Annotated in this window: 8 protein-coding genes; all 8 read right to left on the reverse strand. The window is 43.7% G+C overall.

Going from position 1 to position 14174, the window contains the following annotated elements:
- Nucleotides 1–67 precede the first annotated feature (67 nt).
- The 8 genes from vsple_RS07050 to vsple_RS07085 all read right to left on the reverse strand — a co-directional run bounded on the left by vsple_RS07050 (nt 68) and on the right by vsple_RS07085 (nt 14065).
- A complete protein-coding gene (locus vsple_RS07050) occupies nt 68–1792 on the reverse strand; it encodes a DUF3466 family protein (RefSeq protein ID WP_261881544.1) in 1725 nt (574 codons plus the stop codon).
- Between the two features lie 9 nt (nt 1793–1801).
- Nucleotides 1802–3718, reverse strand: coding sequence for an ABC transporter ATP-binding protein (locus vsple_RS07055; protein ID WP_255230704.1), 1917 nt, complete (start codon nt 3716–3718; stop codon nt 1802–1804).
- The gene (locus tag vsple_RS07060) at nt 3696–3914 is read right to left on the reverse strand and encodes a glutaredoxin family protein (protein ID WP_032549112.1); all 219 of its coding nucleotides are present in this window, start codon (nt 3912–3914) and stop codon (nt 3696–3698) included. The genes vsple_RS07055 and vsple_RS07060 overlap by 23 nt, the downstream gene beginning before the upstream one ends.
- A gap of 70 nt (nt 3915–3984) precedes the next feature.
- The gene (gene rlmKL, locus vsple_RS07065; protein WP_261881545.1) at nt 3985–6105 is read right to left on the reverse strand and encodes a bifunctional 23S rRNA (guanine(2069)-N(7))-methyltransferase RlmK/23S rRNA (guanine(2445)-N(2))-methyltransferase RlmL; all 2121 of its coding nucleotides are present in this window, start codon (nt 6103–6105) and stop codon (nt 3985–3987) included.
- 496 nt (nt 6106–6601) lie between these two features.
- Complete coding sequence (locus tag vsple_RS07070; RefSeq protein ID WP_255230701.1) at nt 6602–7150, reverse strand: cell division protein ZapC; 549 nt, start codon at nt 7148–7150, stop codon at nt 6602–6604.
- Between the two features lie 196 nt (nt 7151–7346).
- Nucleotides 7347–8357: a quinone-dependent dihydroorotate dehydrogenase gene (pyrD, locus tag vsple_RS07075; RefSeq protein WP_032549116.1), complete on the reverse strand. Its 1011-nt coding sequence runs from the start codon at nt 8355–8357 to the stop codon at nt 7347–7349.
- Nucleotides 8358–8777: 420 nt separating this feature from the next.
- Nucleotides 8778–13619, reverse strand: a complete 4842-nt coding sequence (locus tag vsple_RS07080) for an NAD-glutamate dehydrogenase (protein ID WP_261881546.1) — start codon at nt 13617–13619, stop codon at nt 8778–8780.
- A 227-nt stretch (nt 13620–13846) separates the two neighbouring features.
- On the reverse strand, nt 13847–14065 hold the full coding sequence (locus vsple_RS07085) for a DUF2835 domain-containing protein (RefSeq protein ID WP_255230699.1): 219 nt from the start codon (nt 14063–14065) through the stop codon (nt 13847–13849).
- Nucleotides 14066–14174 lie beyond the last annotated feature (109 nt).

Below are 14174 nucleotides of genomic sequence, written 5' to 3' on the forward strand. Positions count from 1 at the left end.
TCCTACTTTTCTCAAGGCGAAAAAAAGCCCAAGTTCAGAACTGTGAACTTGGGCTCAAGAACTAAAATTATTTAAGTTTTCTGCGGAACCCCAGGAAACCAAGCAGTGTCAAAGCGAAAATACCAAGGCTAGCACCTTGACGTTCTACGCTCTGAGAATCAGTACCACGCGGCTGAATGTCTTCAGCTTTTGCACCTTGAATAGGCACCAACTTAACCGCGACGACCTCCTCTACTGCGTCAGACGAAGCATCACCACAGTATGAGTTATGTGAAGTGGTGTCGTACTGTTGTGCGACCCCATTGACTGTACATTTGATCGCAGTTGCAGAAATAACACCAGCATCATTAATGTCTGACGCATCGATGATGCGGAAAAAGTTATTCTCGTCAGAGAAATCTTTGCCATCAGCATTAGCACCATTAGTCAGATCATCCAACCACCAAGCTTTGCTCTGAAACAATGCGATTCTTGAAGGCTCAGTACCGTTTGCTTGATACGGATAGATAAAACCTCTATGGCGACGTTCACTTCCGTCCACTTCACGAATAGTATCCGCATCAACTTGGCCAACAAATTCGTTGTACTTGTTAACCGACTTCGCTTCGCTGCCTGCGCCACTAAAGAAAATTCCACCAGATAAGAATTTAGCAGTAGGTGTAGTGCTTGAGACATCTTCGACGATAAAGGCTTTATTCGCGGCGCTACCATTCTCTGGAACATAACCATTACGTTTAGCGTGTCCTACCGCCAACAAATTGTCGTTGATATCAGAGAGAACCGAATTACTATAAATAGCGTCGTCATTTGATGAACCAGAGTTTACTAGCGCACCTGAAACTTGCTTGGTTTCCCAAGTTGCTGAAGATAAATCAAGGCCGTCGCTAATAAATACGCTCGCGTTCATATCTTGAAGATCGCCACTACCATTAGCCGTTCCGAATCCAACGCCATAAAGCTTACCATTGTCTTCAGCCAGGCCACGCATACTACCTTGCGCGAAATAATCACCTGTTTGCGGAATCTCTCCTTGAATCCAAGTAATCTGCTCTACATGTCCTGCACTCCAAATAGCCGCTTTAGAGCTGAAAGTAATGTTTGAGGTATCTGTTACAGGTTGATCTTCAGAGATACTACCGTAATTAACAACCGTCCCATTACTCAGGGTCTTCGCTCCCCAAGCTCGTGACTCGGAAGAAGCAATCACAGGAACGGTAGTAACTGCATTATGCCGAATGTCATTACCATTAGATTCGATACCTAGCGGCGAGCCAGATGAATCTAGTGCATTAATAACGACGTTATAATTGCTAATCGATGCTGCACCACCTTCTAAGAAAGCTTGGGCATTAACATGAGTAAGATCGCCAATTTCCTTACTCCACGTATTCCAACGTTGTAAAGCCCAGCTTTCACAAGTCGAATATCTTAACTCACGAAAACAGTAGCTTTCAAAGTCATCAAATTCTTGGATGTACTGAAACGCTGCATCCATTGCAAAAGGCACTTCTTCACGATAGCTAACGCCTTCGACCGTGTTGCGCGTTTCACCCGCTAATTTAAATGAATCTTTCGTACAGTTTGTCGCGCTAGAATCGAAACACCCCATAGCAAGTTCATTAGAGCCATCTGTCGCACTACCAGGCTGAATAGCAACACCGAAAGTCTCAGTTGCGTTCGTAATCGCTGCAGGTTTCTCTACCTCAACGATCTGGTACAAGGCAGCATTAGCGTTAGTTGCAGCCAATACTAAGGCTGCAATCGTAGTTAACTTAAAATTCGTACTACTCATTATTACTTCTTAACTTTCCTGTTGTAGTGCCTCGAGCTCTTCCCAACGCTCAAAAGCAACTTCTAGCTCCTGCTCTGCCGCAGATAGCTTATCTAAAACTGGTTGTGTCTGCTCTACAGGATTTGAGAAAAAGTTAGGTTCATTCACTTCTTCCTGAAGAGTTTCAATTTGGGCTTCCAATTCCTCTAAACGCATAGGTAACGCTTCAAGCTCTCGCTGTAGCTTATACGATAACTTCTTAGGTTTAGCCTTAGCAGGTGCAGTTTTGGGAGTTTCCTCAACTACTTTTGCTTTCTTTGATGGCTTTTCAGCCTGACGTGACTGAAGAACTTGAGCGCGTTGCTGTTGAGCGTCGTGATAACCACCAACAAACTCTTCAATAACGCCGTTTCCTTCAAAGATCCAGCTAGTCATAACCGTGTTGTCTACGAACTGACGATCGTGACTTACCAAAAGAAGCGTACCCTGATAGTTGGCAAGCAAATCCTCTAAAAGTTCCAAAGTTTCGATATCTAAATCGTTAGTTGGTTCATCAAGAATCAATAAGTTGTTCGATTTGAGGAAAATACGAGCAAGTAACAAGCGGTTCTTCTCACCACCAGAGAGCGCTTTAACCGGCGTGCGTGCACGTTTAGGTGAAAATAAGAAGTCTTGTAAGTAACTTAGTGCATGCCTTTCTCGGCCACCAACCATGACTTCCTGTTTACCATCAGCCAGGTTATCAATAACCGATTTCTCTGGGTCTAAGATCTCGCGGTATTGGTCAAAGTAAGCCACTTCAAGCTTAGTACCACAGTGTAAACGACCAGAGTCTGGTTTAAGCTGATCCAGTAGCAGTTTAAGTACTGTACTCTTACCACAACCGTTAGGGCCGATCAGAGCAATACGGTCACCACGCATAATGTTGAAGCTGAAATCTTTAACGATCTCTTTGCCTTCAAAACCAAAGTTCAGGTTCTCTGCTTCGAAGACAATCTTACCTGAACGCTGCGCATCATCGATTTGAATGACGGCTTTGCCCTGCACTTCACGGCGATTTTGACGCTCTTCACGAAGCTTTTTCAGTGCACGCACGCGACCTTCGTTGCGAGTACGACGAGCTTTGATCCCTTGACGAATCCATACTTCTTCTTGAGCAAGCTTTTTATCAAATTCAGCGTTTTGCATCTCTTCGACACGAAGCGCTTCTTCTTTCTCTACAAGGTAATTGTCATAATCACCTGGGAACGAGCTCAGTTGCCCGCGATCTAGGTCGACGATACGAGTCGCCATAGACTTAATGAAGGCACGGTCATGAGAAATAAAGATGATAGAACCGCGGAAGTCTTTTAAGAAACCTTCTAGCCACTCGATCGTTGTTACGTCTAGGTGGTTAGTCGGTTCATCAAGAAGCAATACGTCAGGGTCACATACAAGCGCACGAGCCAAAGCCGCTTTACGCTGCCAACCACCGGACAAATCGGTTAACTTGGTGTTTGGAGACAGTTTAAGAGCCCCAAGAACATTGTTAACGCGATCATCAAAGCGCCATGCATTGGCATGATCCAGCTCTTCTTGAACTCTGGCTAAACGGTTAATGTTCTTCTCACTTGGGTCTTCTGCGATAAGATCCAATAGATCGTGGTAGATCTTTAGCTTCTTACCGATTTCCGCTAAGCCGCCGGACACATACTCATAAACCGTTCCCTCTTCATTACGAGGAGGATCTTGTTCTAAGCGCGATACAACAACATCTTGTGTCACTTGCATCTTACCGTCATCCATAATGATCTCACCAGCAAGAACCTTCATTAAGGTTGACTTACCAGCACCATTACGGCCTACCAAACAAACACGCTCGTTTTCCTGCAGCGCGAAGTCTGCGCGGTCTAATAATGGGTGATCACCAAATGCAAGCTGACCATTATGAATTGTAAGTAATGCCATTCTTTCTTAACCAATCGTTTAATTCTAACAAGCCAAAAGGCCAGTTCAGTTCTGTACTAATATTGCCATCAGAGCTTTCGTATTTGAGTACGGGAATAGTGACCCCGTAACGGGAAAATAGCTCATCATCAAATGCAATATCAACCACTTGAACGTGCTGGCTAATGTTTAACTGTTCCGTAAGTTCAAATGCCATCTCACATAGATGGCATCCTTCAGTACTGTATAGTGTCAGCACTTATCTATCCTTATTCGTGCACTATCCGTTACTTATGAGTGATAACCCAGCAGTTATGAATATGCTTATTACGAGCGAAATCTAGAGGCAGTGTTTTAGCAGAGATGTTCTGAGCTTTAAGCCCTAGCGTCTCTAAACCTTCTAGATCCATTTTAAAGTGACGTTTATTGTTCGAGAACACGATCGTACCTTCTTCGCGAAGAATACGTTTTAGATTCTCCATCAACTGAAGGTGATCACGTTGTACATCGAATGTCTGTTCCATACGCTTAGAGTTAGAGAAGGTTGGTGGATCGATAAAGATAAGATCGTAGTTACCATTCTCTTTTGCTAGCCATTGTAGACAGTCAGCTTGAACAAATTGGTGCTGGCGGCCTACTCGACCGTTAAGCTCCATGTTCTCTTTTGCCCACTCTAGGTAGGTATTTGACATATCGACTGTCTTAGTCGTACGAGCACCACCAACCGCAGCATGTACTGTTGCAGAGCCGGTGTATGCAAATAGGTTCAAGAAATCTTTACCCGCTGCCATCTCACCAATGCGTCGACGCGTTAATTTGTGGTCCAAGAACAGACCCGTGTCTAGGTAATCATGAAGATTTACGATCAGCTTCACGCCGTATTCGTTCACTTTTAGATTCGATGAATCCTGAGATAATTTCTGGTATTGAGAAGAGCCTTTCTGCTTCTGACGCACTTTAAGAACGACATTATTCGCTTCTACGCCTGTCACCTGAATCGATGCACGAATGATGTCTGTTAGACGGCGCTTCGCCTTCTCTTCAGGAACGTTCTTCGGCGCTGCATACTCTTGAATCACAAGATGGCCCGGGTAAACGTCGATAGCAACGTTGTATTCAGGAAGGTCGGCATCATAAATGCGGTAGCAATCTAGCTGCTCTTTCTTCGCCCATTTACCAATTTTGCCAATGTTCTTTTTCAAACGGTTAGCGAAATCTGGTGCAATTTGTTGTTCTTGCTGCTCAGAAGGACGCTCTGACATAGGACGATCAGAGATTGAGTAGTTCTTTTGGTGACACGGTAACGCACCATTGTTCAATTTGAACTGTTTATCCGCACGCATACGTAGACAGCTCAGCAGTTCATCAGAGCTAGAGAAGATTGACGCATTGCAACCACCAAACTCAGATTTCAGTTGCGCACCAAATGCTGTGTACAGTGCGATAAGGCCCGGCTCTGTACCAAGACGCTCACCATATGGCGGGTTCGATACAATAACACCGTTATCAAACTCAGCTGGACGCTTGACTAGCGCCGCATCACCCAATTCGAATTCGATCAAATCTTCAACACCAGCACGACGCGCATTATCACGTGCTGTTTTTAGAACGCGAGCATCGTTATCGTAACCGTAGAACTTACACTCTACTTTTTTCAGACCACGACGAGCTTGAACATTCGCTTCTGATTTAATTTCTGCCCATAGCTCCGCATCAAAGTCTTCAAGAGCTTGGAAGCCCCACTTCTGACGTTTAACGCCAGGCGCCATGTTCGCTGCCATCATTGCGGCTTCGATAACTAACGTACCCGAACCACACATTGGATCTAAGAATGGTTTTGTCGCATCCCAACCACTACGTAGCAGGATTGCTGCAGCTAACGTCTCACGTAGAGGTGCACGACCAGACTCTGGACGATAGCCGCGTTGGTGAAGGCCACTACCAACCATATCAACACCCAAAATCGCTTTATCACGATGCAGACGAACGTGGATACGGATATCTGGATTCTCTTTACTGATATTTGGACGAGGTAACGATTTCTTTTCGAAGCAGTCTACAACCGCATCTTTCACCTTCATCGCACCATACTGGCTATTGCGAATCTCACGGTTAGTACCGTTGAAATCAACCACAAATCGCTTAGAGCTATGGAATTGATTTACCCAGTTTACTGCCGTCGTAGAGAGGTACAGGTCCATGTCATCTTGACAAGTGAACTCAGAAAGGACACGTACAAATCTTGAAGCCAAACGACTCCACAAACAACAACGATAAATCTGCTCATTCGTCGCTTTGAATTTAACACCTGCTTGTACAGGTTTTGCGTTTGTAATCCCTAGTTGGGTTAGTTCTTCAACTAATAAATTCTCAAGGCCGTTTGAGGTAACCGCTAGATATTGATTCATAGTGTTCTTTTATTGATAAAAATGAGTTCGATTATACCTTATTTGAGTCAATAAGCGTCACTCTAAACACATCTTTTCACTGATTCTTCCTCTTAATCGTTCAGCAATTGTTCATTGAGCTAAGCACTCGCTAACTCTCTAAGCCAACATACATCTTGCGCTCAAAAAACAACCTTATAACAGACTCTATTCACTAAATATTCACTCGACCTTCCACTTGTGAATCATTATTCAGCTTAGATTTGGTATATACCAGATGGGATTTAAGGGTGTAATTTGGTTACAAAACCACTTAAACAGGGAATTTTATAGACCTATTTCCAGAAATCGGCTTATCGATATGTTGAAATTAAGTTTAAAAAACAGGCTTTGACTGTGTAAAAAAGCACCTCATAGACAAATTATCTATGGGTGATTTGGTAGGGTTTCTAATTTTCAGGTATAAAAAAATCGACCCTGAGGTCGATTTTCTTGAGTGTGAGGGCGTTATTTTTGACTAGCCAACCATGGCTATATGACGGTGATGATGCAATATGGCGTTTGCGTCCACCATTCTATCGTGCATCACTTTAATACAATCGCCGAATTGAAGTGCTTTTGACGAGGTTAAGTTAAATTCATCTAAGTCTACCGAAGCACACAAACTCGCGTTCTCTCCAACCTCTAGTACAATGAAGTAACCTACACTATATTGATTGTTCATTCGGACAATATCGCCCTCTTCCGGGCATTCATGGCCTTGTGGCTGAGACTCAAAAAACCAACTTTTCGGCTGAACAGGCTTGTGGAAGCGTTTTGCAGCAACACAGTATAGTGCTAACTCTGCTTGACGAGGTTCAGAAAGGTCTAATCCGGAGATCTGTTCTTTGAAGGTCTGGAAGGAAGAAGCATCATCAACCGTGAATTCATTCTCCTTGAATGCACAATCCACCAGCTTATTACGGACGAGGTTAGTCTTGAAAATCATATCCTCTCCGAGGTTTAGCATTAATGAACATTGCTGTTCATCGTAGTACCAACTCCATGTATCACTAGGTTTAAGCATCGTTTCGTCTCACACTGTTGAAGCAATCCATTAGGTAAAACGCAAAATTACCCTTCGATGCAGTAATTCTACTGAGCAATAGGCAAAAAAAAAGAGGAAATGAAATTCCTCTTTTCTCTAAAACTCAGCGAGTTACAGTGTATCTTTTAGTGATATCTATCAACTTATAACGTGACGTTCAAGATCACCTCTAGCGTTATAGGTTTTTAACAATGTCACTCACTAGGCTTGGGCCTTTGTAGATAAAGCCAGAGTAAACTTGAACAAGCTTAGCTCCCGCCATCATTTTCTCTTTTGCCGCTACATAAGAGTCAACACCACCTACCCCAATGATTGGAAGCTTGTCACCCAACTCTTCATGTAGTTTACGAACAACTTCAGTACTGCGGGATTGAACTGGACGGCCACTCAAACCACCCGCTTCATCCGCATGCTTCATACCTTCAACAATTGAACGATCTAGCGTCGTGTTGGTCGCGATCACGCCGTCGATCTTATTTTTGATCAACGATTCACAGATTTGGCTAATTTCATCATCACTTAGATCCGGTGCGATCTTAAGCGCAAGTGGGACATACTTACCGTGTTTCTGTTCGAGCTCTGCTTGCTTAGTTTTTAGTTCAGCTAGAAGTTCATCTAGTGCTTCACCGTATTGAAGAGAACGAAGTCCCGGTGTATTTGGTGAGGAGATGTTTACAGCAATGTAGCCTGCGTATTGATAAACCTTTTCCATACAGATTAGGTAATCTTCAGCGCCCTTCTCAATTGGAGTATCTTTGTTCTTACCGATGTTGATACCAAGAATGCCATCGTAGTTTGATCGCTTAACATTCTCGATTAGGTTATCAACACCCAAGTTGTTGAAACCCATACGGTTGATAATACCTTCCGCTTCAACAAGACGGAAAAGACGAGGTTTATCATTACCCGCTTGAGGGCGTGGCGTAACAGTACCGACTTCTACAAAGCCAAAGCCCATTGCACCGAATGCATCAATACACTCGCCGTTCTTATCTAAGCCGGCAGCAAGACCTACTGGGTTTTTAAACGTAAGTCCCATCACCTCTACTGGACGATGCGGTAACTGTTGACGGTAAAGCAGATCGACAGGAGTGCCAGTGAAACGCTTGAAGTTTTGAATTGCAAGATCATGTGCCTTTTCGGCATCAAGTTGGAAAAAGCCAGTTCTGGCTAGACGGTAAAGCATTGTGCCTCCGATAGAAAAAAGCCCCGAGTAAACGGGGCGATATTATTTACTTATTTACTCAACAATTCAATCTATTACTACGAGCAAGGATAAGATAATTCGAATTTTTAACAAAGTGCATCAAGAATTAGGCAAACGTTATCGTCTATCTACTTAGAAGCGATAATAATTAATACCAATCACAGTAAGTAAGTGATCAAAAATAGCGCAGAAAAAAGGCTTGAGAACAAGGCAGAATTTTTGAATAGTAGTTATTCTACAATCAAAAATTTTAACGCAGTTATCGAGCGTTTTAACAAGCTAGGGTGAGCAATTATTTACTACGATTGGTATAACAGTATCGGCCTATCCCCCCGGTATAAAAATGGCAGCCCCACTCGGCTGCCATTTCGTATCGGTATTTATCTAGCCTAAATTTTATTAGTCTTTCGACATGCAATTTAGATTAAGAAGCATAAGTTCACGTAACGCGACCGAGAATTTAGCAAACTCATGAACAGAGCCGACTTTAAACTCGTTTAGGATGCTTTCCCAGCGATGCAGTGATACGGCATTGCTTTCCATCCAATCATCCAGTGCTTTAATCACATCAAGGTCTGCCGCACAACCACACGTTAGAACTTGGCCGGTAAGTTGACGTTGTTGCCAGTCAAGATCTTCACGGAATGCAGCACGAGCTAGAGCTTGCCAGTTGTTATCTACCGCTTGGCTGTTGATCTGTTTCAAGAACCAGTGCAGTGACAGGCGATCACCAAGGTTAAAGTACAGTTTTGATGCTTGCTCAACTGTTTTACCTGTTTCACGAGCCACTGTGGATATATCCAGTGCTGAATACAGGCTAGACAAACGCGCGACTGAGTTTGCCAGCTCTTCTTCTACACCTTGCTCTACCCAGACTTTAGCAACCGAGTTGTGCTCTTCTACTTCCGCAGCGACTAGCGTTTCATCCAGAACCTTAGTAATCGCATTCACATCATCTCGATATAGTTCAACTAGTGCAGTCACAGACTGTTTACCTGAACGATTTCTTAGCAACCAACGGCTGATACGGCGCATGGCACGGCGAACATGGAATATAAGGTCGTACTGGGCTTCAGACGATGCTACGTTGTCTAGTGCACGAATACGTTTAAGCACGTCACCAAAACCATAGATCTCACGTGATGCTGTGTATGCATTCGCGATATCAACGATGTCTGCACCGGTCTCTTCTTGAAGACGAGTTACAAAGTTGCAACCCATTTCGTTAACCATTTGGTTAGCCAACGCTGTGGCTATGATTTCAGCTCGAAGTGGATGGTTATCCATATGCTGCACATAGTTACGGCGTAACTCGGTTGGGAAGTATTGAATCAATTGTTGAGCATGGAATTCATCGTTTGCAATTTCGTCACAAACAAGGTCTTCTTTCAATACCATCTTCGCGTAAGCAATAAGAACAGATAATTCAGGACGCGTAAGTGCATTGCCCTGCTTCTCACGCTCTAATAGCGTTTCATCATCTGGGATGTACTCAAGGCCACGATCTAGGTAACCCGCTTTCTCCATTGTGTGAATAAAGCGAATTTGCTCTTTCACTAAACCAACACCTTGGTGCTCAGTTACAGAGATAGATTCAGCTTGGCAGTACGCATCATCCAATACAATTTCGCCGACTTCATCTTCCATCGACTCAAGTACTTGGTTTCGCTGCTTAATGGTTAAATCACCATTAGAAACTAGACCATTCAAGAAGATCTTGATGTTTACTTCATTATCCGAACAGTCAACACCGCCAACGTTATCCACAAAGTCAGTATTTACACGACCACCAGCTAGAGCATATTCGATACGCCCCAGTTGAGTCATACCTAAGTTACCACCTTCACCAACAACTTTCGCTCGTAAGTCACGGCCATCGATACGCAATACATCATTTGCACGGTCACCGACGTCAGTATGAGTCTCATTTGAAGACTTCACATAAGTACCGATACCGCCATTCCAAAGCAGATCCACCTTCATAGACAAGATCATTTTGATCAAATCATTAGGTGCTAGAGATGCTTTCTTAGTACCAAGCATCTTTTGGATTTCTGGTGTCAACGCGATCGACTTAGAACGACGTGAGAACACACCGCCACCTTTAGAGATCAGCTCCTTGTTGTAATCTTCCCAGCTAGAACGTGGCAGATTGAACAAGCGATTACGCTCTTCCCAGCTGCTCGCTGATTCTGGATTCGGATCGATGAAAATGTGCATGTGGTTAAACGCAGCTTGCAGGCGAATGTGCTTAGATAGCAGCATACCGTTACCAAATACGTCACCCGCCATATCACCTACACCAATTGCAGTAAAGTCTGTAGTTTGACAGTCGATACCCATTTCACGGAAGTGACGTTTAACCGACTCCCAACCACCTTTGGCAGTGATGCCCATTGCTTTGTGGTCGTAACCATTAGAGCCACCCGATGCAAATGCATCACCTAGCCAGAAGTTGTATTCCGCAGATACCGAGTTCGCTAAATCTGAGAAGGTCGCAGTACCTTTATCTGCTGCAACAACCAAGTACGGATCATCTTCGTCATGACGTACAACATTCTTAGGTGGAATAACTTCACCTTCAATGATGTTATCGGATACATCCAGTAGCGCGCGAATAAAGCGTTTGTAACAACGTTGACCTTCAGCAAAGATCTCGTCACGGCCAGTCATTGTGTGTTGACGCTTACATACGAAACCACCTTTCGCGCCAACTGGAACAATTACCGTGTTCTTAACCTGTTGCGCTTTAACTAGGCCAAGAATTTCGGTACGGAAGTCTTCTTGACGATCTGACCAACGAAGACCACCACGAGCCACTTTACCACCACGTAGGTGCACACCTTCAATGTCTGGTGCGTAAACGAAGATCTCAAACACCGGCACCGGAGCTGGAATGTCTGGAATCTCGCTTGGCTTCATCTTAAGTGCTAGCCATGGTTTCGCCTGCTTGTTCTCGTCTACTTGATAGTAGTTGGTACGAAGCGTAGCACTGATCATCTCCATGTAACGACGAATGATACGGTCATCATCCAAGCTCTCTACATGATCTAATTGTTCAGTGATTGTATTGATCAGATCTTGTTGGCCTTTCGCGCTGCCTTTGTGTTTAGGATCAAAACGCTTAGCAAACAGTTTAACCAAACCTTTCGCAAGCTCTGGGTAATGAGACAGCGTTTCTTCAATATATTGTTGACTGAATGGGAAGCCGACTTGACGCATGTATCGAGCGTACGCACGCAGAATAGAGATTTCACGACCTGACAGACCCGCGCCGAGTACTAGACGGTTGAAACCATCACTCTCTAACTCACCTGCCCAAATTGCCGCAAATGCTTGTTGGAAAAGATCACGCGCTTCTCGAAGATCAATCGTCTCTTCGCTCTTGTGCAGCATTGAGAAATCAAGGATCCAATAAGTCACACCATTGGTCTTGCGCACTTCATAAGGAGATTCACCAATCACGCGAAGACCTAAGTTTTCCAACATTGGCATTACGTCTGAAAGGTGAATTGGCTCATCACTTTGGTAGAAAAGCTTGAGTCGAACCGCTTTCGAGTCCGAGGCTTCTTCTTGCGGGCGATAGAACAGCATGCCCAGCTTATTCTCTTCAGACAAAGCTTCTAAGCGCTCAATGTCTGCAACCGCAGAACCTGGCATCATGTCTTCTTTGTATGAACGTGGGAATGCACGCATGTACTCTTTCGACAGAGGAAGTCCTTTGCTCTCACCAAAGTTTGCAATGATTGACTCCGATAGGCGGTCATCCCAAGTCGATGATACTTCCATTAAATTCTGCTCGATTGTCTTAACGTCAACGTCCATGTTGTTATTATCAACACGAACAATGTAGTGCGTTCTAGCCAGTGGGCTCTCTGAGAAATAAGTCGTGAATTCTACTTCTTGTTCACAACCAAAGTACTGTTTAAGAATGCGTTGAGTTTGACGACGCAATTCAGTGTTGTATCTATCTTTCGTCACATACACCATACAGCTAAAGAAGCGGCCAAATGGGTCTTTGCGAACAAACAGACGCAGCAGATCGCGATCTTGCATTTGTACTACACCAGTACCGACTTCTAACAACTCTTCTTCACGAGCTTGAAGCAGTTCATCGCGTGGGTAGTTTTCAAGAATATTATGCAGAGCCTTATAAGAGTATGAACCTTCACGGTAACCGCTCGCTTCAAGAATACGCTCTACCTTCTCGCGTACGAGTGGGATCGTTTCTACTGTGTGGTTATAAACTGCAGAGGTGTATAGACCTGTAAAACGGTGCTCACCGATCACTTTACCATTCTCATCAAACTTCTTGATGCCGATATAATCGGTATACGCTGGACGGTGAATGCGTGACGCGGTATTGCCTTTCGTTAGGATGAGAACGTAAGGCTTCTTCGCTTCTAGTCTTGCCGAATCAGAGAATTCAGACAGTTTTACGTCACGAACACGGTTCGAATTCGCGAACAAACCAAGGCCTTGCTCTTGCGTTGGTTTTAAAACAGTATCGCCATCCACAGAAACTAAGTCGTACTCTTTGTATCCCATGAATGTGAAGTTGTGCTCACCTAGCCAACGCAAAAATGCAACGGTCTCTTCAAAACGTTTTTCATCTACTGGAATAGATGCTTTTTGTGCTTCGACTTGATCGGTGACGGTTTGTAGTCGCTCAACCATTTTCATCCAGTCGTTAACAACCAGACCAGTATCACGGAAGATCGCCACTAGCTCTTCTTTCAGCTGAGTCATCTCGGCTTTGCTACTTAAGCGGTCAACCTCAATATGAAATAGTGACTGGAAAACACCCTCGTTAGCGCTAACACCGACGACATCGCCTTTGTCTGAACGAAGAATTTGAGTTGGGTTGTGGAGCATTAAGTGAGAAGAGAGATCAAGGCGCGTGAGTGCCATTTTTACTGAGTCGACAAGAAACGGGCTATCAGGCACCACAATTTCAACAATCGTGTGCGTTGACTGCCAACCCTGGCGACTTACCGTCGGGTTGAATACTCGTACAGAGATATCGTCGGCTTTCTTCTCATTGATGTGATGCCATAAGCTAACTACAGCACCATATAAATCGGATTCGTTTCTCTGGATAAGGTCGTCTTGAGAAACATTACTAAACATGTGTTGAGCAAGTTGAGTTACTAGAGGTCGATGAGCAAGGTCTAGTTTGTCTTGAATCAGCTTGTATACTTTTTCAAGCAAAACTGGAACCACAGTTTCACGTGCGGTCATAGTCACACTCCACAATTAGAATTGTATTTTATTATTAGGGGGATTACTCACTCACTTAAAAACTGGGCGCTACACCTCTGGTTTTACAAGTGAATTGAGCAAAGGTAATGCACCCGTTTATTGTAAAAGCAATATTGAAAAATAGTTAATAATTTTCAGGCTGGTAGGAGGTGAAATGTTTGATTATGTGATTAAGATTCCTTTTAACTCTCTAGTTATAGCAAGCCTTACAGAGCTTCTAACTTAATAAACTTATTATTTTGGTCAGTTGTTAGTCTAAACAGCCCTTTCACCCCCATTTGTGTAAGAAATGGTCTGAATCGAGTTGCAGGCAATTGAAGCCTTAAACCTGTGGTCGTCGTAACATGTACGTTACTTGCGGCTCCCGAATAATTCGCCAAAAATTGCTGATAAGTAATGTTGAGTCTGAAATGGTAGCTGTTCACATGACACCTGTATAAATAAACAGTATTCCGATAATTCGGCATTTTTGATTAAAAAGCCAGCAATACAAATGCATTGCTGGCTTAAATTTAAACGTTATCTGACTATATC

Source organism: Vibrio pelagius, from assembly GCF_024347575.1.
In the GTDB taxonomy this organism is placed as follows: domain Bacteria; phylum Pseudomonadota; class Gammaproteobacteria; order Enterobacterales; family Vibrionaceae; genus Vibrio; species Vibrio pelagius.

Bases quoted from the DNA above. Each gene is read 5' to 3' on its own strand.
- vsple_RS07050 (WP_261881544.1), bottom strand. From the start codon at position 1,792: ATGAGTAGTACGAATTTTAAGTTAACTACGATTGCAGCCTTAGTATTG.
- vsple_RS07055 (WP_255230704.1), bottom strand. From the start codon at position 3,718: ATGGCATTACTTACAATTCATAATGGTCAGCTTGCATTTGGTGATCAC.
- vsple_RS07060 (WP_032549112.1), bottom strand. From the start codon at position 3,914: ATGGCATTTGAACTTACGGAACAGTTAAACATTAGCCAGCACGTTCAA.
- rlmKL (WP_261881545.1), bottom strand. From the start codon at position 6,105: ATGAATCAATATCTAGCGGTTACCTCAAACGGCCTTGAGAATTTATTA.
- vsple_RS07070 (WP_255230701.1), bottom strand. From the start codon at position 7,150: ATGCTTAAACCTAGTGATACATGGAGTTGGTACTACGATGAACAGCAA.
- pyrD (WP_032549116.1), bottom strand. From the start codon at position 8,357: ATGCTTTACCGTCTAGCCAGAACTGGCTTTTTCCAACTTGATGCCGAA.
- vsple_RS07080 (WP_261881546.1), bottom strand. From the start codon at position 13,619: ATGACCGCACGTGAAACTGTGGTTCCAGTTTTGCTTGAAAAAGTATAC.